The organism is Zhongshania guokunii, from assembly GCF_040892635.1.
GTDB lineage: Bacteria > Pseudomonadota > Gammaproteobacteria > Pseudomonadales > Spongiibacteraceae > Spongiibacter > Spongiibacter guokunii.
This window is the reverse complement of the sequence record NZ_JBFRYA010000003.1, coordinates 80940-100651: the sequence shown is the minus strand read 5'-3', so window position 1 is coordinate 100651 and position 19712 is coordinate 80940. Positions and strand designations below refer to the sequence as shown.

Genomic DNA, 19712 nt, shown 5'->3' with positions numbered 1-19712 from the left:
GATGATTGAATTAATTGCCCAAAACCCGTTTATCGCATCCCTGCTGGCACTGGTCAGCCTCGGCGTGGTGTTCGGCGCCCTACTCGGTTTTGCTGCAGTAAAATTTAAAACCGAGGGCGACCCAATCGCCGACCAAGTTGAGGCATTGCTGCCCCAAACCCAGTGCGGTCAGTGCGGCTATCCCGGCTGCCGCCCTTACGCCCAAGCCATTGCCGACGGCGACGACATTAACAAATGCCCACCCGGCGGCGAAGCCACTATTGCCGCACTTGCCGATTTATTGGGTGTAGAAGCCAAACCCCTAGACGCGGTAGAAGAGTCCGTGCCCTCGGTGGCCTATATTCGCGAAGACGAATGCATCGGCTGCACCAAATGTATTCAAGCCTGCCCCGTCGACGCCATTTTGGGCTCGGCTAAACACATGCACACCGTCATCGCCAGTGAATGTACCGGCTGCGATCTTTGCGTTGAACCCTGCCCTGTTGACTGTATAGAAATGCGCCCCATTGAAACCAGCTTGCAAACCTGGGCCTGGGACAAACCCAAGCCGCCAGAAGATCTGATCGCCACCGACCGCAGCGGGGCCAGCGCATGAGCCAGCCAAGCAGAAAGGTGTGGGATATTCACGGCGGTATTCACCCCGCAGAAAACAAACAGCAGTCTCTGCAATCGCCCATTAAAGCGGCTGGTATACCCCCGCAATTAATACTACCGCTCGCTCAGCACATTGGCGCCCCCGCCAGTCCGATCATTAGCGTCGGCGACCGCGTTTTAAAAGGCCAAATGATTGCCGAAGCCAAGGGCTTTGTTAGCGCCCCCGTACACGCGCCAACATCTGGCACGGTAGTGGCCATTGAATCGCGCTTAATCCCTCACCCCTCTGGCATGAGCGGTGCCTGTATTGTGATCGACACCGACGGCCAAGACGAGTGGGCTAAGCATAGCGGCGTCGAAGACTTTCGCAGCTTAAGCAAAATGGATTTAATTGACCGCGTTCGCCAAGCCGGTATTGCCGGCATGGGCGGTGCGGGCTTTCCGTCCGCAGTAAAACTCAGTACCCGCGACGACAAACCCATTGAGACCTTAATTCTCAACGGCACCGAGTGCGAACCCTATATCACTGCCGACGATATTTTAATGCGCGAGCGCGCCGCCGAAATTATTGCCGGTGCAGAAATTCTTCGTCATTTAATCAAGCCCAGCAAAGAAACCCTGATCGGCGTTGAAGACAATAAACCCGAGGGCATTGCCGCGCTGCAAAAAGCCGCGCAAGGCACCGGTATCGAAATTGTGCCCTTCCCCACCAAATACCCCTCTGGTGGCGAAAAACAATTGATTCAAATATTAACCGGCAAAGAAGTACCCGCTGGCGGCCTGCCTGCTGATATCGGCATTGTCTGCCAAAACATCGGCACCGCCACCGCAATCTACCGCGCCATATGCTTAGGTGAGCCGCTCATCTCACGCATTACGACCATTACCGGTGAAGCCTGCAGCCAGCCCCGCAATTACGAAGTACTACTCGGCACGCCAGTGCAATTTCTGCTGGACCAAAGCGGCTTTAAAAAAGACGACTGCATTCGCTTGGTCATGGGCGGCCCCATGATGGGCTATACCCTGCAAGACACCGCAGTACCAATCGTGAAAACCAGCAACTGTGTACTCGCGCCCACTGCGGCCGAACTGCCGCCACCACCGCCAGCACAAGCTTGTATCCGCTGCGGCATGTGCGCCGAGGCCTGCCCAGTGTCGCTGTTGCCCCAGCAAATGTACTGGTTTTCCCGAGCGCAGGAACACGAAAAACTTGAAGATCACAAACTTTTCGACTGCATAGAGTGCGGCGCCTGTTCCTATGTGTGCCCCAGCAATATTCCATTGGTGCAGTACTACCGCGCATCAAAAGCCGAGATTCGCCAAGCCCAGCAAGACAAGATAAAAGCCGAGCGCTCCAAAGAACGTTTTGAAGCCCGCACCGCCAGACTCGAACAAGAAGAAGCCGAAAAAGAAGCTAAACGCGCGGCGCGGCTGCAAGCAGCAAAAGATAAAGCCGCTGCCGCTGTGAGCAACCCCGACAGCAGCAAAACTGATCTTATTCAAGCGGCCATTGAGCGCAGCAAGGCTAAAAAGGCCGATGCTGCCGACCCTGCCCACGACGCCATTGCTCGCGCACAGGCCAAACGCGACGGCAAAGTTGAGGAAGAAACCCCCGCAGCAAAAACTGAGCGTCTGCAATTACTCATTGCCAGCGCGGAGCGCAGACTCACCAGCGCCCGCGAAAAGCTCGCCCTAGCCAAAGAACAGGGCGGCGAAAACGTCGAGGCCTTTGCTACTGCGGTAATCAAAACCGAAGACAAGCTTACCGCCTTGCAAAAAGAACTCGCAGAGCACCAAGCCCGCTCGACGAGTGCGCCCGCAGACACCGGCGCCACCGATCCCGCGCAAGCCGCCATCGCCCGCGCGATGGCCAAACGCGCCGGTGCCAGCGCCGACGAAAGCGACGAAGACAAAACTCAACGTTTGCAAAACCTGGTCGCCACCACCGAAAAACGCCTCGCTGCCGCCCAGCAAAAGCTGAGTATTGCCCAAGAGCAAAACGACGCCAATGTCGCCGCCTTTGCCACTGGTGCTGAGAAAACCCAAAGCAAACTCGACAGCGCAAAACAAGAATTGGCAGAACACCTTGCCAAAGTTTCGGCAAAGGCCATCACCAAAGAAGCCGTATCAGCAGAGCAAGCGAGCAGCGACGATCCAGTGCAGGCCGCAATAGAACGCGCCAAAGCCGCGCGCGCCGCCCAGGCTGATATGAGCGAGGACGACAAACTCAAGCAAAGCATTGCGTCTTTAGAAAACCGCATCGCTCGCACGCAAGAAAAACTAAGCGCCGCCCAAGAAAGCGGCGACGACAAGGCCGAGATTCTCGCCGACTCAATCGCGAAGCTACAAGACAAACTGGCTAGCGCTAAAGAGAAGTTGGGCTAAACTTTTATACAGAGCACAAAGCAGACTATGGGATTTTTAAAAGTCAGTTCACCCCACGCTCACGGGCCGATGAGCACCGCCAGCGTCATGCGCCTTGTGCTTATGGCAACCCTGCCCGGCATGCTGGCACTGACCTGGTTCTTTGGTTTTGGCACCATCGTCAACGTACTGTGGGCCAGTATTACCGCCTTAGCGTTTGAAGCCTTGGCGCTGCGCTGGCGCAAGCGCCCTATTGGTTTTTATCTCAATGATTACAGCGCCCTTGTCACCGCATTTTTGCTTGGCATTGCCCTGCCACCTGCCGCGCCATTTTGGCTGATTATGATCGGTACTGGCTTCGCTATTTTAATCTGCAAACAACTCTATGGCGGCATGGGCTACAACCCCTTCAACCCCGCCATGGCCGCCTACGTCATGCTGCTGATTTCCTTCCCCGTGGAAATGACCACGTGGATGGCCCCCAAGGGCAGTTTTGCCGGCGACCTACTCGGCCCCATTGAGGCCCTGCGTTACTGCTTTGGTTTTGGTCGCGAAGCCATTGACGCAATTACCATGGCCACGCCGCTGGATGTGCTCAAACAAAATAACGCATTACTGGTCGACGATCTCTGGTCCCAGTCAGCCCAATTCGGCCAAATTGCGGGTAAAGGTTGGGAATGGGCAAACGCCGGTTTTTTATTGGGCGGCGCCTACCTAATATACCGCCGCATTTTTACCTGGCACGCGCCACTGAGCATGCTCGCCGCCTTAACGCTTATGTCACTGTTCTTCTATGACGGCGGCAGTTCTGCCTCTGGCGGCTCGCCGTTCTTCCACTTGTTCAGCGGCGCTACCATGCTCGGTGCCTTTTTTATTGTTACCGATCCTGTCACCTCGGCGGTGTCCAATCGCGGCCGCCTGATTTACGGCGCCTTGATCGGCTTGTTAATTTATATTATCCGGGTCTGGGGCAATTACCCCGACGCAGTGGCCTTCTCCGTGCTATTAATGAATTTTGCGGCACCCTTTATTGACCACTTCACTCAGCCCCGCACTTATGGACACAACACCGGAGCCGAAAAATGAATATTCTCGGCCAATCCATTAGTAAAAACAGCTTACTCCTCGGCCTGTTTGCAGTACTCACCACGGGTGTTATTGCGGGCACTTACCTGTCGACCCGGGGTTTAATTCAAGAAAATATCCGTCACGCCGAAGAACGTGCCTTACTGCAAATTATTCCTAAATCCAGGCACGATAACTCTATGCTCGACGATGTCGACACCGTCGCCGACAGCGAATTATTGGGCCTGCGCGAAACCAAGAAATTTTATCGCGCCACCCAAAACGGCGAGTTTGTCGGCGCTATTTTGCCCGCGACCGCCCGCGACGGTTATACCGGCGATATCGATATGATCGTTGGCATCAATGGCGACGGCAGCATTGCTGGCGTACGGGTTTTATCCCACAGAGAAACCCCTGGCCTTGGCGATCAGGTAGACTATAAAAAGAGCCACTGGGTCGACGGCTTTATCGGCAAGAGCCTGAACAACCCAGACGAAAGCAAATGGGCCGTAAAAAAAGACAAGGGCGTGTTTGACCAATTTACGGGTGCAACCATCACTCCCCGCGCCGTGACTGCCGCAGTACACCGCGCCCTACTTTACTTTGATGCCAATCGCACGACGATTACGGGCATCGAGTCCGATCAGGAGCACAGCCATGAGTGATATTAGCTATCGTGACATTTCCCTAAATGGCCTGTGGAAAAATAACCCCGCCATTGTCCAGTTACTCGGATTATGTCCTCTGCTCGCCGTGACTGGCTCGGTGATTAACGCACTCGGTATGGGCTTAGCGACCATGCTGGTGCTCACGATATCCAATACCTGCGTATCAATGATTCGCAGCTTTGCCTCAGACGCCATTCGCCTGCCCGCCTTTGTAATGATTATTGCGGCGGCCGTAACCTGCATCGAATTACTAATGCAGGCCTTCGCCTATGAGCTATTCCAAATTCTGGGTATTTTTCTGCCGCTGATCACCACCAACTGCGTGATCCTTGGCCGCGCTGATGCATTTGCCTGCAAAAATAAAGTACTGCCCGCCATGTACGACGGTTTTATTATGGGGATGGGCTTCGCGGTTATATTGATGATGCTCGGTGCAGTCCGAGAAATTATCGGTACTGGCGCAATTTTCGCAAATATGGATTTATTGTTTGGCGAGGGGGCCAAGACCTGGAAGATTGTACTGGTAGAGGATTACACCGCCGTGCTGGTGGCAATTTTACCGCCGGGCGCGTTTATTTTTACGGGAATGATTATCGCGCTGAAGAACATCATCGACGATGGTATTAAGAAACGCGAAGCCGCAAAAACCATAGAATCTGCGCCCACCAGCCGCCGAGTTCGGGTTACCGGTAATATTAGCTAAGGCAACACTGTGGTTTTAAAAATGCGATGAGGACAGGGTGACGCGAAAGCATCACCCTGTTTTGTTCTAAATGCTTATTCTACTTCGCTGCCAAACTCTTCCTCGACCTCAGCATCGCTTCGGTATTTGCGCTGCAAACCTTTTAGGAAGTTACGCAGAATCTGATCTTTACACTCGCGATAATGCTTGTGATCGGTTTTGCGGAAAAACGCGCTTAGCTCGTGCTTGCTGATAATCACATCTGCCAAAGCCAAAATTGCCATAACGTCCTCGGCCTTGAGGTTAAGGGCAATTTTCAACTTCATAAAAATCATATTATTGCTTAAGCGCTTTTCATTCTCAGGCTTAGGGCCTTCGCGCTTACCGCGTTTATCGCTAATCAAACCGTTGAGAAAAGCCGCGAGATGCAAATCACCGAGGGGCTGATAAGTCGGATCGCCTTCGCGCTTCAACCAATCACTCACTTCTTCTCGACTCACCAAATGATCCGCCAAACCAAAAACCGATATCATTTTTGCGTCATTAAAATCGAAGATGTAGCGCACCCGGCGCAGAACATCATTATTATCCATGCTTACTTCCCAATTGATTAAACGCTATTTGGTGGGCGACGTTTGCCATTTTAGCCAATCGCCATCACCTAGGGCCTGTGCCTTGCCGGCCATAAACCCGCGGCTATTATGCCATACTTACGCTCGCAGTGATGAAGCGAAGCATCTCAGCCCGCATTCCAGAGCACAAAATTCAAAGCAGACTAGACCTCACCATGTCAAAACCGTCCATTATCCGCGCCACAAACTGATCTTTCGGCCGAAAACTACCACTGCGTTTCTCCTTAAAATCCTGCTGTAAATGATCCAGCATCTTCATTAAACGGCGACGGTGTAAGCCCATAAATGCCTGCACAGGGTCGGTTATCACCCCGGAGAACGCAGCGAAGGCCGCCAGCAAAGCCATAATGCTAGCCAGCATCGCCAAGGTTAAGCTCAAGTTCGGCTCTGGTGGAAACACGCCGTAATACCAGCGCCCCAAGGTTTCCCCAAACACAAAGTTGCGACTCGCCAGCTCAGTCGCCAGCAATGAGGCCAACAACGCGGCCACGCCAATACCACCGGGGGTGAATTTTTGAAACGCGAATGCGCCAAGCACAGTGCAAGAAAGGCTATTAGTAATATCGGCCGAGGCAGTTCGAGTAAGCTGATATTGCGTTAATGCATCGTCGAGCAAGGGCTCGATAATCTGAGCAAAACGCTGTTCGCTGCTCGCCTCGTGATTATGGCGGAGGTAGACCTGCTGCAAGGATGCCAGTAAATGCCGCTCTAAGGCATTGTCATCACCGCCGCAATTAAGCAATTCATCCATCACCAATGCGCTAATTTGCGCCTGAACCTTGGTAGCAAATCCGGCGGGAACTCGGGCCAGTAACCGACTGACTCCAGCTAACCGCACTTGCTTCGCGCAGACGTAGTGCAGCAGGGAAATAAGGCTATACAAGGGCGCCCAAAACAAATTGAGTGGTGCGCGCAGCATATCCCAACCCAGGGCAACTCGGTTTAAGGCAACGGCGCCAGGGTAAGTAAAATGGCGGCGAACAAAGCTCGGCACCCGCTGACGGCACTCATCAAAATAACGCGCCGCAGCCTGCGATACCGCCTCTTCAATCTCGGTTTGTAGCTGCGCAATATCAAGACTGAGGCTTGAGCTCGACTGGGCGCTTGATTGACTCGTCTCATCGGCTAAAGACATGGGTGATATTTACTTTGCTTTACGAGGCTTCGTCGCTTTTGGTGGCCGCGAGCCGCGCGGAGCTCGTTTAGCGTTATTCGCCTCTTGCTCTGCCAGTTCGCTCTCACTAGGATTGCGCGAACCCGCCTTAAAGCGGCGCTTACGTTCAGCCGCATCCGCTTCTTTCTTCGCTTGGGCCTCAGCAATCGCAATTTTTTCCTGCACCACCATTTCAGGGGTCTCTAAACTAATACGGCCAACTGTGCCGGCACGCAGCTCATTAATCAGCAATTCACATATTTTGTGTAAGTTAATACGCCCGCCGGCACTCAGCGCGCCCCGCCGCAACGCGGCCACTTCCAAAAATGCGAGCTCAGTATCAGGAATACTCTCCAGCTGAAAGCGCTCTTTTAAGAGTTCGGGATAAGCCTTAATCAAATAATCTGCCGCGTAAAAACCCACATCATCGTATTCCATGGCGGTGCTTTTAATTGCACCGGTCACCGCAAGGCGGTAGCTACTATTGGGATTGTCTATTTTAGGCCACAAAATACCGGGGGTATCAAACAGTACAATGCCGCTACCCAGGTTTATACGTTGCTGACTTTTAGTAACCGCCGGCTCATTGCCCGTCTTGGCAATAATGCGATCGGCTAGAGTATTAATAATGGTGGACTTGCCCACATTTGGAATACCAACAATCATTGCATTGATGGTTTTAACCCCAGCATCCTTTGCTGGAAACATACGCCGACACAGTTCCAACAACTGTTTAATTTTAGCGGGCTCATCGGTCGTGGTAGGAAATGTCTTTACCCCGCGCTGCTGCTCTAAATGCACCTGCCACGCGGCCGTCACCGCAGGGTCGGCAAGATCCGATTTACTCAGAATTTTGATACAGGGTTTGTCGCCGCGAATTTTCTCAATAGCGGGGTTTTCACTGGAATACGGGATGCGGGCATCCAGCACCTCGATCAATAAATCAACCTGGGGCAATAGCTCCCTGATGTCCTTCTGGGCCTTGTGCATATGCCCCGGATACCACTGAATTGCCATGAAATACGCCCTACTCGAGATAAAGCCGGTATTGTACGTGATGGTCGGGGGTTTAGCTAAAATGATGCTATGACACCCACATATTGGCTTTTACCGACAATCACTACAAAAGCCATAGGCTGATATCTTGCCGTTAGGCCGGCTAACTTCGACTTCGCCCACGCGGCTCGTCACCCTCATAGAGCACAATATCGGAGTGCAGGAATTCTGCTGCTTCTGCAGAGCCTTCTACTTTGATGGCACTGCGCGCCAACATCTCCGCTTCAAATTCAGTTAGTACACTTGCCCTGACACCAACTTCCCGCCACTGAGATCCAGACCAACAGCCCTTTGAAATACCCCGCGCCAGAGCCAAAGCATCGAGCAGCGCTTGGTTCGCCCCCTGGCCTTTGAAAGGACTCATAGGGTGAGCCGCATCACCAATCAAGGTCACCTTAGCGCCTTTCTCCAATAGCTCTGCCGTAAGCAATTCCCGATCATACACTGGGTAGCCAGACACCTGTGCGAGCTGAGTTGCGGCTAAAATTTGGGGAATAGGCTCGTGCCATTGGGTTCGTCGACAAGCTTCATCTTTAAGTGCTTGAGCACCTTTGGCACTTAAAGCCTTGGCTTCGTTTTCAGAGATTGGGAAACTGAGTTGCCACATCACGGAGTCTGCCGCGTAAGGCATAATGTAGATTCGCTCATTGCCATTGGCGGTTTGAAACACCGTCGCTGAGTCCAACAAATCGCTTTCAATACCGTCAAGATCCGCCAAAGGGCAAATCCCCAAAATCACAATACAACCGAGGTAACGTAAAGGGGTGTCCTCCCCAATCAGCAGGCGACGCACCGCACTTCGAATACCATCAGCCCCCACCACGAGGTTCGCTCTGGCCTGCTTTATTTCACCGTTTACTTGAAATCTAAGATCAACACCGGCACCGCCGCAATCTTTTAACTCGACTAACTGATGGCCCCACTGCACAGCGTCGCCGCCACCGAGCTGCTCAAGGAGGCTTAAGCGCAGCGACTGCCGTGCGATATGCACATTGGTACGCTTGGGCGATTTTTTGCTACCAGAATGCACCCACTTTCGCATACCCCATTCAGCGACCACTTTCCCAGCCGTGGTATGCACCACGTGCCGCGTCGAAATTACGCCTTTTTTTAAGCCGAAAATGCCCAAACCCTCGATCGCCTTACTCGCTTGCTGCAAAGTAAGTCCATAACCTTGGGAGCGAGCATCAAAGCCGCTGTCGCGCTCATAAAGCGTAAATGGAATACCGCGGTGCAAACACGCCACAGCCAGAGCAACGCCGCCAATACCGCCACCAATAATGGCAACGTGAGGGTAGCTTTCGTCAAGCTCCATAGCACCAGCGGCAGGAATCAAACCAGAACCAGCACAATTTAAGCAAGATTCTAAATGGCCCTTAGGCCGAACTGGCGCAGGCCCCTCCCTTTTCAGTCTCTCGAACTCATCCAACTGCTGCAAATACTGCAGTCGCACTTTTTTGCGAATCCTTCTGCTGCGTTTTCCGCGGCCCTGACAATCCGGACAAATAACCCAACTACCCTCTTCATTTTTCACTTGTTTTATTTCTACTGTAATTGAACGGATAGCACCTTAGAGATGTACGTGCTTGTTTGATCCAAAAAGCACATACACTCAAGAGGGAGAAAGTAGCGCCTACCCGAAATTACTCGGCATCTTTAAGGACAATCTGCCCATTAGAAAGCGCAATGCAGGTATAAAAATCAAGATAATCATCCTTGCTAAGCTGCCCTTCAGACAAATCAATAGGGACTGACAAGCTTTGGCTGGTCAAATGACGCAGTTCAATAGCTTGTAATCTGCCATTGGCATAGCCGCGAAAATCATCATCCAATGATTCATTGGCGGCAAGGCCGCTATAATAGCTGCGCAGCGCATTCACTGCCGCCTCGCCCCACAATACAAAGTATTTACCAACGGCGACTGCTTTATCGGGAAACTCTTTCTGCAAACGCCGACGATTTTGATTTATCGCATTATCCTCATCGGGGCTACAGTTATACACCGAGAAAAAATAGCGATGAAAACGCTCGTCGCTGCCATCTAATTCCCGTTCCAGGGCCACTGTTGACGAAAACACAAATTCGGACATAGAAAATCCTTATAAAATTAAGTGCAATACCCCAGTAGGGCACTGGGCATGTAATAAATGAGATATCAGAAGGCAAGCAAACAGGAGCAATTTCCAGACTTTTCTAGATCTCGCCACTGTCCTTTAACCAATCAATAGCCTCACGCTTACTTTTAAAAATTCGGATATTAGTCAAAAAATCTTTTTCAATAATATTGCGCTGAATAATATTATTAACAACCACAGCAGTAGCCCGACAGCCGTGTTCCTCACACCAAAGATAGTAGGCTTTGACATAATCGAACACCAAAGGCGAGCCTAATGTGTCCATATCCCAGACCTCAAGCCTTACCCAGCTCTCGATATTTTCACTTAGTACGGCGCGTTTCAGGCTAGCAATTACCTCCCGCACCCCTTCTTCATTAAAGGGGCCATACGCATACATTGTGAACAATTGACCGTCCCACTCTAGGGAGATTTCACCATGACTTTGCATATTATCACCTAGGTAAATACCGGCGCGCTAACCGCCCACCCATGACTACACCGAGAAGCTTGAGCCTACTAAGTCTAGCCCATTGTTAGGCGGTCAACACTGAATTGAGCCAACTTGCCTATCGGGATGGCAGCAACCCAGAAATTTACGCCAAGCACCCCCTGCGGTTAACGGAGAGTAGGCTGCGCTAAAGTAATTCCGACTGCTGGCGTGAGCCGCTATGGAATGCGGCAACAAGGGAAAAGCGCATAAAGCCGGTACAGGTGGTGAGATAGTCCCGCAGCCCATGTTTAACAATGTCTGTAAATGACTCCCCCTGATACTGCCACTGATTGGACGCCGAGAGTTCGGCAATGGCGGTGTTCATCGCCGACATATCACATTGCACTCGGTGCTTGGCGTCACGGCTTTTACTGTCGTCGGTGACCACTGCGGTCAAGATCGATGTTGCCGCCTCCCATTCGAATAGCAGGTAGAGAGAATCGTCATCGACATTCTGGTCCAGCAGCGCTGCAGCGCGCTCCACACACTCCGCGAGCACTTGGTTTATTTCTAGGGTGGCCGACGCTGCGATTACTGCACGGTGGAGAATACATTCGCTACCGTTTAGCTCGGTTGCGGACTCAGTCCATTGCACTGCCATATCATTTAACCTTGTTGTGTAAGCCCGCCTTTAAGATTGAGAAACGGGGAAACTGAAATAAAAAAAGCCGCCCCACATCGCGGGGCGGCCCATAACTGCATGCATAGCTAGTAAGGCATGTTAAGCACTGCGGCCTTAGCGAATACTCGCGGTAGCGCGACTAGCCAAATGCGTCGCGATCTTACGCTTTTGGTATTCTTTTGCAGCACTGGCTACCGAGCCGCCATTGCCAGAAGCCAACCAGCGCTTGATACGACCAGCGTCGCCCATAGGGCTGGTTTTCCCAAATGAATCGAGCATCACAATCACTAAATCTTTGCCGTCGACATTGGCCTTCATTACCAAGCAGCGGCCGGCTTCGTTTAGGTAGCCAGTTTTACTCATGGCTACGTCCCAGCGCTGGTAGCGAACCAGCGGATTGGTGTTTACATAATCGAGGCGGTAGCGCGGACGGCTAAAATTGGCGGTGTAAATTGGGGTAGTTGAATAATTAGTAATCTCTTTATATTTAGCAGCGGCGGCAACTAACTTAGCCAAATCCGCAGCGGTAGAGACGTTTTCGTGCGACAGGCCACTGCTATCGACATAATGGGTGTTTTTCATACCCAAAGCGCGGGCCTTCGCGTTCATTTTAGCAACGAAGGCTGGAAGGCCGCCTGGGAAATTGCGCCCCAAAGCCGCTGCCGCCAAATTTTCAGATGACATTAGCGCCAAACGCAGCACTTCGCCACGAGCTAGCTCTGAGTCAACCCGAATACGCGAATGATAGTAATTGATGGCCTTGCGGTCGTCTTGGCTAAAACGGATGGCTTCATTCAATGGCAATTTGGCGTCTAACACCACCATCGCGGTCATCACCTTGGTCAGTGACGCCATTGGCTTCACCATATTGGCGTATTTCTGATAGAGCACTTCACCGCTATTCGCGTCCATGACCACGGCACTTACCGAGGCCAGCTGTAAATTGGCAGGATTATGAGCATCGTTATTACCCGCAGCCATTACCGGCGCGATAAATAGGGCAATAAATAGGCTAATCATTATTCTTGTCATTTCAATACCATTTGCCAAATAGGCTCTAACACAAAGATTAAGCTGAGATTATCACAGCCAAAACGGCCAAAATGCCGACTCTGTTCAATTTTCATACAAAAAAGCCAGCGGTTAATACTTAGGCTTGTTCACTGTCTTTGAGGCGTAGCGTGTCCAATATTTGGTCTACCGCTGCGCGATCCATATCGCGGTCATCTTCTGCGCAGGCGTAGCTGATAAGTAACAAATGATCGCCAGCGTGTAAAAACCATTCACGAATATAATCGCCTTCCTCGACAGTTTCAAACTCCCAGCCTTGGTAATCGTCGCCGATTTTGCAGGATTTGCCGTCTTCAAGGCGCATACCCACTTCTTTTATCAGCTCGCGAACGTCGTCTGCGGTGGTCGGTTTACCGTGTTTGGCCTGTAAGCTGCTCAAGCTGATACAGCCCAGCTCGTCTTGGTCGAAGATCAAAATACTGTCTTCATCCTGCTCGGTCTGCCATTCCTCCGGCAGCCCGATAAACCACCAATCGGATTCAACTTCCTGCATTTCAATGTCTGACATTGGCTATAACCCGCGTAATTTGCATTGATATTATTTGTTACTCAAGCCCGGGGGCCGATACAGCAGCGCGCTATCCACCCAATGGTAGATCTGCCGACATTAAAACCGCATGTTCAAAGCCATCGCCAAGGGGATAGTAGTTCTTGCGAATTCCGTCTTCAGCAAAACCAAGCGCACTATATAAAGAGCGGGCTACTGTATTGGATAGTCGCACCTCAAGTAAACAGCGCGCGCCACCAAATTGCTGCATCCACTCCAAGCCTTCGGTCAGTAGGCGTCGGCCTACACCCTGGCCGCGACTGTCGGCATCGACCACAATGTTTAACAAACTAACCTCGTCCAGCACTAGGCAGTAACAGCTGATGGCCAATAGCTCGGTGCCCTCCCACAAACCTAAGCAGTGGTCGTCGCGCAAACTGCGCAACCAATTATCCCGCCCCCAAGGATGAGGATCTGAACGAGTTTCGAGTATTAGGCATTGTTCTAGGTGCTTAATGCCGAGCATGGCGACGCGCTTCATGAAGTGAATAACACCTTGCGTAAATTCTGCCACAACGGGGCTTTTAAGCTGCCATCGCTGAGCATTGCCGCTGGTTCAGCCGCATAGAGTAGTTGCACTCCCGCTTGCTGCAAAATTGCCACGTCGATAAATGGCTGCAAGCTACTGCCAAACAAAATAGCGCAGTGAGCGTGCTGGCGCTCGGCCTGCGCCATGATATTCGCTTGCAGCGCCTCTTTCGCGGCGTCGCGGCCCAATGATAGGCCCGGCGTTTTTAATACCGGCCATTTAAAACGCGACGTAGCAAATTCCGGCGCCTTGGCGAGCTTGTGATGACGGCTTACCGCCACCGCAATATTGGCCATTAGACGTTTTTCTGCCGGACTCGGCGGCCCAGCGGTGGTGTCGACGATCATTAATAAGCCGATCCCAGTGGCCACCAACTCCACGCTAAACTCGGGGTTGGCCGCAAGCCCTTGCGCGCCCTCCCCAGCAATTTGCTCTGCTGCGGGGTTATGGCCGGCCGGTACAGGACTCGCGAAGCCCAGCTCCTGCATTGTTGACGCGATCCGCGAGCCCGCACTGAGGGGGGCGCTTGGCGCCTCGCGATCTTTGCGCTCAGCCGCCTCAGCCATCTGCTGGTATTCGGCATCGCTGTCAAAGTGCCCTGCCTCGGCGACGCGCTCATCACGCGTCGCTTCGTCGTCGTAATTATTGCTTGGAGCATTAACAGCCACATCGGCGAGCACGACACTCAAGTCGCAGAGCGGCGACGGCGCGGCGCCGTCTAATTCAAAGCGCGGCACATAACTGTCCACACCCATCGCATGGAGATAATCCAAGCGCAGCGCTTCGTTCACCTTATACGCCCTCGTGCTGAGGATGTGCTTTTTGCACCCCAGCGTCTAACAAATTCAGCGCGTCCAGATAGGCTTTTACGGAGGCCACAATAATATCGGTGTCAGCGCCATTGCCATTCACAATGCTGCCATTTTTTTCTAAGCGCACCTGTACTTCGCCCTGAGAGTCGGTGCCTTTGGTAATGGCATTTACAGAGTAAAGCAGTAAATTGGCGCCGCTATTAAGCAATTGTTCCACCGCTTTAAATGCCGCGTCGACTGGACCATCGCCTTCGGCGGCAGCCTGCTTGGCCTCACCGTCAACAAGCAATTGAACATCGGCTCGAGGCTTAAAGCCGCTGCGCGACACCGCTTCCATTGCCACATAGCTGTAGCGGTTATTGCGCTCACTAGGCTGAACATCGCTCATTAATGCCTGTAAATCTTCATCAAAGATTTCATGCTTTTTATCAGCTAGCTCTTTAAAACGGGTGAAGGCCAAATCGACTGCGGCTTGGTGAGCGAGGGTAATACCCAAATCAGCCAGACGCGCCTTAAATGCCGCACGGCCAGAGTGTTTGCCCAACACCAATTTATTGGCGTTCCAGCCGACATCTTCGGCGCGCATAATTTCGTATGTTTCACGGTATTTCAGCACGCCGTCTTGATGAATACCCGACTCATGCGCAAAGGCGTTGGCACCAACAATGGCTTTATTGGGCTGTACCGGAAAACCAGTAATAGAAGACACCAAGCGTGAGGTCGGCACTATTTGGGTGGTATCGACACTAACTTCCACAGGAAAGATATCACTGCGGGTGCGAATGGCCATTACCAGCTCTTCCAGCGAGGCATTACCCGCCCGCTCGCCCAAGCCATTAATCGTACACTCTACCTGCCGCGCGCCGTTCATCACCGCCGACAGAGAATTGGCCACCGCAAGACCGAGGTCATTATGACAGTGAACAGAGAAAATCGCCTGATCGGCATTGGGCACACCATTCATAATCCGCGCGACCATCGCGCCATATTCACCTGGCTCACCGTAACCTACGGTATCGGGCAAATTAATAGTGCGGGCACCAGCTTTAATAACCTGCTCGATAATACGGCACATAAAGTCGTATTCAGACCGCGAGGCATCTTCGCAGGAGAACTCAACGTCGCCGACTAAATTACGAGCGTGCTTAACCGCCGCCACCGCGCGATCCAGCACATTGTCTGGAGCCATGCGCAACTTGTATTCCATGTGTATAGGCGAGGTCGCTATAAAAGTGTGAATACGGCCAGCGGCGGCGGGCTTAAGTGCCTCGGCAGCGCGGTCTATATCTTCGGCGCCAGTTCTGGCCAAACTGCACACCGTGCTGTCTTTCACCGCTTCTGCCACGGCCCGCACCGACTCAAAGTCGCCAACGCTGGCAATCGCAAAGCCGGCTTCGATAACATCCACGCCCATTTTCTCGAGCATTTTAGCGATACGAACTTTTTCATCGCGAGTCATGGACGCGCCGGGGCTCTGCTCGCCATCGCGCAGGGTAGTATCAAAAATAATCAGGCGATCTTTGGCCATGACAAACTCCTAATTTATCGTTATCGGGGCAACAATGCTGGTGCTGCCAAACTCTGTCAGCAATTATAGTCGGACGCGCCCCAGACTTCTTGGCTCTTTTATCGCCAAAGACGCTGATTTTACGCAAAAAAGCCTTTAACAGTCGCGGTGATTGGCAAAAATGCCAGCCCGCAGAACTGAACTTCGCCATCGTATACCGTCAAAGCCCCAGCAAGCTAAATAGAATTTGGGGCAATTGCCAAGTTTAGAGCGTTTCTATTGGTGAATTTGTATACAATTTGGCCCAATTCAACTTATTGTCCAAATACTGCGTCGTCGCCCACTGGCCGATGCGAATACTCAAGGGAGCAAGCCGCATTATTATGCGAAGCACTTTCGTTTTTAGCCTAGCGCTCAGCCTGTTGTGTTTAATTAACCCAGCCATGGCCAATGAGCAAAGCCCCGCGTCGCTTGATGAGTCAAGCACTGTCGATGCCGACCCCACGTTCACCCCAAGCCGGCGCCGCAACGCGGCACTCAACATCGACTTTGACAAAAATGGCAGTGCCGCTGGCAACACCGAAGTCGCTTTAACCCTGCTCGGCCAGGATGTGCTGCGCGGCAGCTTTGAGCGTCTGTACTGGACCGCCGGTCAAGCCGTAGCAGGCTTGGCCATGCCAACCCCTATTTTGGTCGCCGCCGGCACCAAGCCCGGCCCAACACTTTGCCTAACCGCCGCCGTACACGGCGACGAACTCAATGGCGTAGAAACCATTCGCAGAGTTATGTTCAGCCTAGAGAGCGACAAACTCAACGGCGTGGTGATTGGCGTACCGATTGTAAATATGCATGGCTTTCGCCGCACCTCACGCTATTTACCGGACCGCCGCGACCTAAACCGCTACTTCCCTGGCGACCCCAAGGGCAGCTCTGCGGGCCGTATTGCCTACAGTTTTTTTAATGAAGTCATTTCGCACTGCGACCGCCTAATCGACATTCACACCGGCTCTTTCCACCGCACCAACCTCACCCAGCTGCGCGGTAATTTGGGCAAAGAAAGCGTGCTGCAGTTTAGCCGCATGTTCCACGATGTAACGGTACTTGACGGTGGCGGCGCGCCCGGCACCCTGCGCCGCGCAGCGGTAGATGCGGGCATTCCGGCCGTCACTTTAGAAGCTGGCGAACCTCTTCGCCTACAGCTAAAAGAAGTAAAACAAAGCGTTAACGGCATTAAAGCGGTGATGCATCACCTCAAGATGATTGACCAAAAGCCTCTGCGTGCGCCCAAGCAAAACGTATTTTATAAATCGACCTGGCTGCGCGCAGACCAAAGCGGCGTTTTCTTAACGGAAGCCAAGCTCGGTCACACCGTGAAAAAAGGCGATATTCTTGGCTCGGTTACCGACCCCATCACCAATCGCAGTTCAGTAATTCGCTCCAATGTAGACGGTCAAATTATTGGCTTGGCGCTAAATCAAATGGTTATGCCCGGCTTTGCCGCCTACCACGTCGGTATTGCCGCCAATGTGAAAGAAGTCACCGCCGACAAAGTCGCCGACAGCGTGGTTGCCGAAGCGCTAGAACCAGTGGCTGAAAACATGAAAGAAGTGGCCAGAGAAGCGGCGCAAAAAGCAGCAAAAACCAGCAATGACCCAGCAACGGTAGATGCCGCGGTGCGCAAGGCAATTAAAGACAATGCCAAAAATGCCTCGCAGTTAGTCGACGAGCCGCCAAAAGAAAATGTACCTGGTGACCACAGCAATACCGGCAGCAGCTCTACACCGGCGGTTTCCAACCGGCCTAATGACGAGCTAGAAGAGCACCCCGAATAGCATTTATTTAAAACCTTCCGACAGCCCCGCATATCCTGCGGGGCTTTGCATTTTGGCTTTGCAATTTAACAGGTAAAGCCAAGCTCTCGCTCTAGCTGCGCCGCCAAATTGAACAAGGTTTCCTCATTGCCCATGCGGCCAGTAAACTGCATGCCAATCGGCAGGCCGCTACTGCTAAGATGCAAAGGCACCGACATAGCCGGTAAACCGGTGACGTTGCCCATAATAGTAAATGCCATTTTCGCCAATATCGGCCCGGCCATTTGCTCGACTAAGCCAGTGTTAAACAGCAGTTTACCGATATTTATGCGATGGCTAGCCAGCATCAGCAACTCTTCAAACTGGGTATTGGGAAGTACGCCGTGAGGCTCTGCCGGCGTGGGCACAGTGGGACAGAGCATCACATCAAAATTTACCAATAAGCGCCCCATCGCCAGCTGCACATCGTGCCAGCCACGCTTGGCGCTCACCACGTCGGCAGCGCTAAAGGAGCGGCCCAACATCGCCATATTTTTGGTCGCCGGTTCAAACTTAGCAACACAGGCGGCGCCGTACTCGCAACGATAGCGCTCGACCATACTCGCTACCTCGGCGCAGACCACCACAAAGAAGTCTCGCCAAAATTGCTCAATATTAATTTCTGGCTCGGCCTCCTCGACATGATGACCAAGCTTTTCCAGCGCCAGCGCAGTGTTATCCAACGCCGCCAGCACTTCTGCATCTACCACAGTATTAACCAAGGGTTTGCGGCTTAGGGCAATCCGTAACGGCGGGGCGTCACGCTGTGTGGCCGCCAAAAAGCTATTGTTCGGCGGGGCGATATTATAAGGCGCACCTATTTCATGGCCGCCGCTGCAATCCAACATTGCCGCGCTGTCGCGCACACTGCGAGTGAGCACATGCTCGGCCACCGCGCCCTGCCAGTCCTCACCATTGTCTGGCCCTAGGGGGTTGCGACCGCGTGATGGTTTTAAGCCAAACACGCCACACCACGAGGAGGGAAAACGAATTGAGCCACCCCCGTCACCACCGTGGGCCATTGGCACAATACCCGCCGCTACCGCCGCCGCACTGCCGCCCGAGGAGCCGCCCGTGCTGTAGCCGTGTTTATGGGGATTGTGCGTAGGGCCAAAGGATTTAGGCTCAGTGGTGATAATCAGGCCAAACTCAGGAGTATTGGTTTTGGCAAAAATATTCACACCACTGGCTTTGTAGCGCCGCACCAGTTCACTGTCGTAGTCTGGTGTAACGCATATACCGCGACTGCCCATGCGCAGAGGCTCGCCGGCAAAGCACGCAAGCAAATCTTTTAAAACAAAGGGCACACCTTTAAACGGGCCATCCGGCAGCCCCTGTTCAATATGCCGATAGGCGCGCTCGTCAAAGCGATGGATGAGGGCATTTATTGCTGGGTTACGCTCATTGGCAACGGCCAAAGCCGCATCGAGTAACTCCTTTGGGCTCAGCTCCCCGCGGCTGATTAACTCGCCTAAACCAAGGGCATCGTATTCATCGTACTCTTTAAACATTCACTGGTTCCCCTTTTTATTTTCTTGCGAATAGTAACAGAGCTGTTACCTAAACCAATGAATATCCAATCCAGCAAAATTGCCTTTGGCAGCATGACGCAATACGCGCTACAGTAGCGAACAAACGCTAACGCACTGTTGGCTGGCAACATCCTCAATTCATAACAATATAAGGTTGCAGATATGCCGCTATCGAAAGACATTCTTGACGAAATTCGCGTATTAACTCAATTCAACCCCGCCTCTGCACTCGAAGGCATTAAAGTCCACCACACCGCCGACCCAGCGACCATTGCGGCCACCAAGCGGCTGTTTTCTAAAGAACTCATCACCCAGGCTGACGGCGGCTATCTCACCAATAGTGGCTTGGAAGTTATTCGCCACCTCGACAGCTTAATGACCGTATTAAACTGCAAAGACCAAGAACCGGCTTAACCACTAA

The 19712-nt window shown here is 52.5% G+C and carries 20 protein-coding genes; 7 read left to right on the top strand and 13 right to left on the bottom strand.

Features of this window, described 5'->3' with window-relative positions:
* Position 1: 1 nt before the first annotated feature.
* Genes rsxB through AB4876_RS04600 form a run of 5 tightly spaced genes read left to right on the top strand, consistent with a single transcriptional unit; the run spans position 2 to position 5394 of the window.
* Positions 2-595, top strand: coding sequence for an electron transport complex subunit RsxB (rsxB, locus tag AB4876_RS04620; RefSeq protein ID WP_008246464.1), 594 nt, complete (start codon positions 2-4; stop codon positions 593-595).
* Positions 592-2979 carry an electron transport complex subunit RsxC gene (rsxC, locus tag AB4876_RS04615; RefSeq protein WP_368380477.1) on the top strand — a complete coding sequence of 796 codons (2388 nt, stop codon included), beginning with the start codon at positions 592-594 and terminating at the stop codon, positions 2977-2979. Before rsxB ends, rsxC begins: the two co-directional genes overlap by 4 nt.
* 27 nt (positions 2980-3006) lie before the next feature.
* The gene (rsxD, locus tag AB4876_RS04610; protein ID WP_368380476.1) at positions 3007-4044 is read left to right on the top strand and encodes an electron transport complex subunit RsxD; all 1038 of its coding nucleotides are present in this window, start codon (positions 3007-3009) and stop codon (positions 4042-4044) included.
* Between the two features lie 2 nt (positions 4045-4046).
* Complete coding sequence (gene rsxG, locus AB4876_RS04605; protein ID WP_143829309.1) at positions 4047-4688, top strand: electron transport complex subunit RsxG; 642 nt, start codon at positions 4047-4049, stop codon at positions 4686-4688.
* Positions 4681-5394 carry an electron transport complex subunit E gene (locus AB4876_RS04600; protein WP_368380475.1) on the top strand — a complete coding sequence of 238 codons (714 nt, stop codon included), beginning with the start codon at positions 4681-4683 and terminating at the stop codon, positions 5392-5394. The genes rsxG and AB4876_RS04600 overlap by 8 nt, the downstream gene beginning before the upstream one ends.
* A 74-nt stretch (positions 5395-5468) precedes the next feature.
* Here the strand turns inward: AB4876_RS04600 and AB4876_RS04595 are convergent, their stop codons facing one another.
* From AB4876_RS04595 to AB4876_RS04540, 12 genes are all read right to left on the bottom strand, one after another.
* The gene (locus AB4876_RS04595; protein WP_368380474.1) at positions 5469-5966 is read right to left on the bottom strand and encodes a YehS family protein; all 498 of its coding nucleotides are present in this window, start codon (positions 5964-5966) and stop codon (positions 5469-5471) included.
* A 172-nt stretch (positions 5967-6138) separates the two neighbouring features.
* Entirely contained in the window at positions 6139-7140 is a 1002-nt protein-coding gene (locus AB4876_RS04590; RefSeq protein ID WP_368380473.1) for a DUF6635 family protein, read from the bottom strand.
* Positions 7141-7149: 9 nt separating this feature from the next.
* The gene (gene ylqF, locus AB4876_RS04585) at positions 7150-8175 is read right to left on the bottom strand and encodes a ribosome biogenesis GTPase YlqF (RefSeq protein WP_368380472.1); all 1026 of its coding nucleotides are present in this window, start codon (positions 8173-8175) and stop codon (positions 7150-7152) included.
* 142 nt (positions 8176-8317) lie between these two features.
* Positions 8318-9748, bottom strand: a complete 1431-nt coding sequence (locus AB4876_RS04580; RefSeq protein WP_368380471.1) for an FAD-dependent oxidoreductase — start codon at positions 9746-9748, stop codon at positions 8318-8320.
* Positions 9749-9857: 109 nt separating this feature from the next.
* Positions 9858-10304 carry a hypothetical protein gene (locus AB4876_RS04575; protein WP_368380470.1) on the bottom strand — a complete coding sequence of 149 codons (447 nt, stop codon included), beginning with the start codon at positions 10302-10304 and terminating at the stop codon, positions 9858-9860.
* A gap of 103 nt (positions 10305-10407) precedes the next feature.
* Positions 10408-10779 carry a hypothetical protein gene (locus tag AB4876_RS04570; RefSeq protein ID WP_368380469.1) on the bottom strand — a complete coding sequence of 124 codons (372 nt, stop codon included), beginning with the start codon at positions 10777-10779 and terminating at the stop codon, positions 10408-10410.
* A 187-nt stretch (positions 10780-10966) separates the two neighbouring features.
* Positions 10967-11422 carry a hypothetical protein gene (locus tag AB4876_RS04565; protein WP_368380468.1) on the bottom strand — a complete coding sequence of 152 codons (456 nt, stop codon included), beginning with the start codon at positions 11420-11422 and terminating at the stop codon, positions 10967-10969.
* Between the two features lie 135 nt (positions 11423-11557).
* Positions 11558-12475: a D-alanyl-D-alanine endopeptidase gene (pbpG, locus tag AB4876_RS04560; RefSeq protein WP_368380467.1), complete on the bottom strand. Its 918-nt coding sequence runs from the start codon at positions 12473-12475 to the stop codon at positions 11558-11560.
* A gap of 118 nt (positions 12476-12593) precedes the next feature.
* Entirely contained in the window at positions 12594-13022 is a 429-nt protein-coding gene (locus tag AB4876_RS04555) for a hypothetical protein (protein ID WP_368380466.1), read from the bottom strand.
* A 70-nt stretch (positions 13023-13092) separates the two neighbouring features.
* Positions 13093-13542, bottom strand: a complete 450-nt coding sequence (locus AB4876_RS04550) for a GNAT family N-acetyltransferase (protein ID WP_368380465.1) — start codon at positions 13540-13542, stop codon at positions 13093-13095.
* The gene (locus AB4876_RS04545; RefSeq protein ID WP_368380464.1) at positions 13539-14381 is read right to left on the bottom strand and encodes a hypothetical protein; all 843 of its coding nucleotides are present in this window, start codon (positions 14379-14381) and stop codon (positions 13539-13541) included. The genes AB4876_RS04550 and AB4876_RS04545 overlap by 4 nt, the downstream gene beginning before the upstream one ends.
* 1 nt (position 14382) lies before the next feature.
* A complete protein-coding gene (locus tag AB4876_RS04540; RefSeq protein WP_368380463.1) occupies positions 14383-15930 on the bottom strand; it encodes a 2-isopropylmalate synthase in 1548 nt (515 codons plus the stop codon).
* Between the two features lie 362 nt (positions 15931-16292).
* Between AB4876_RS04540 and AB4876_RS04535 the strand changes: the two genes are divergently transcribed.
* Entirely contained in the window at positions 16293-17741 is a 1449-nt protein-coding gene (locus tag AB4876_RS04535) for a succinylglutamate desuccinylase/aspartoacylase family protein (protein ID WP_368380462.1), read from the top strand.
* A gap of 65 nt (positions 17742-17806) precedes the next feature.
* Here the strand turns inward: AB4876_RS04535 and AB4876_RS04530 are convergent, their stop codons facing one another.
* Positions 17807-19270, bottom strand: a complete 1464-nt coding sequence (locus AB4876_RS04530; protein WP_368380461.1) for an amidase — start codon at positions 19268-19270, stop codon at positions 17807-17809.
* A gap of 183 nt (positions 19271-19453) precedes the next feature.
* Here AB4876_RS04530 and AB4876_RS04525 point away from each other — a divergent pair, with 183 nt between their 5' ends.
* Positions 19454-19705 carry a TIGR02647 family protein gene (locus AB4876_RS04525; protein WP_368380460.1) on the top strand — a complete coding sequence of 84 codons (252 nt, stop codon included), beginning with the start codon at positions 19454-19456 and terminating at the stop codon, positions 19703-19705.
* Positions 19706-19712: the final 7 nt, after the last annotated feature.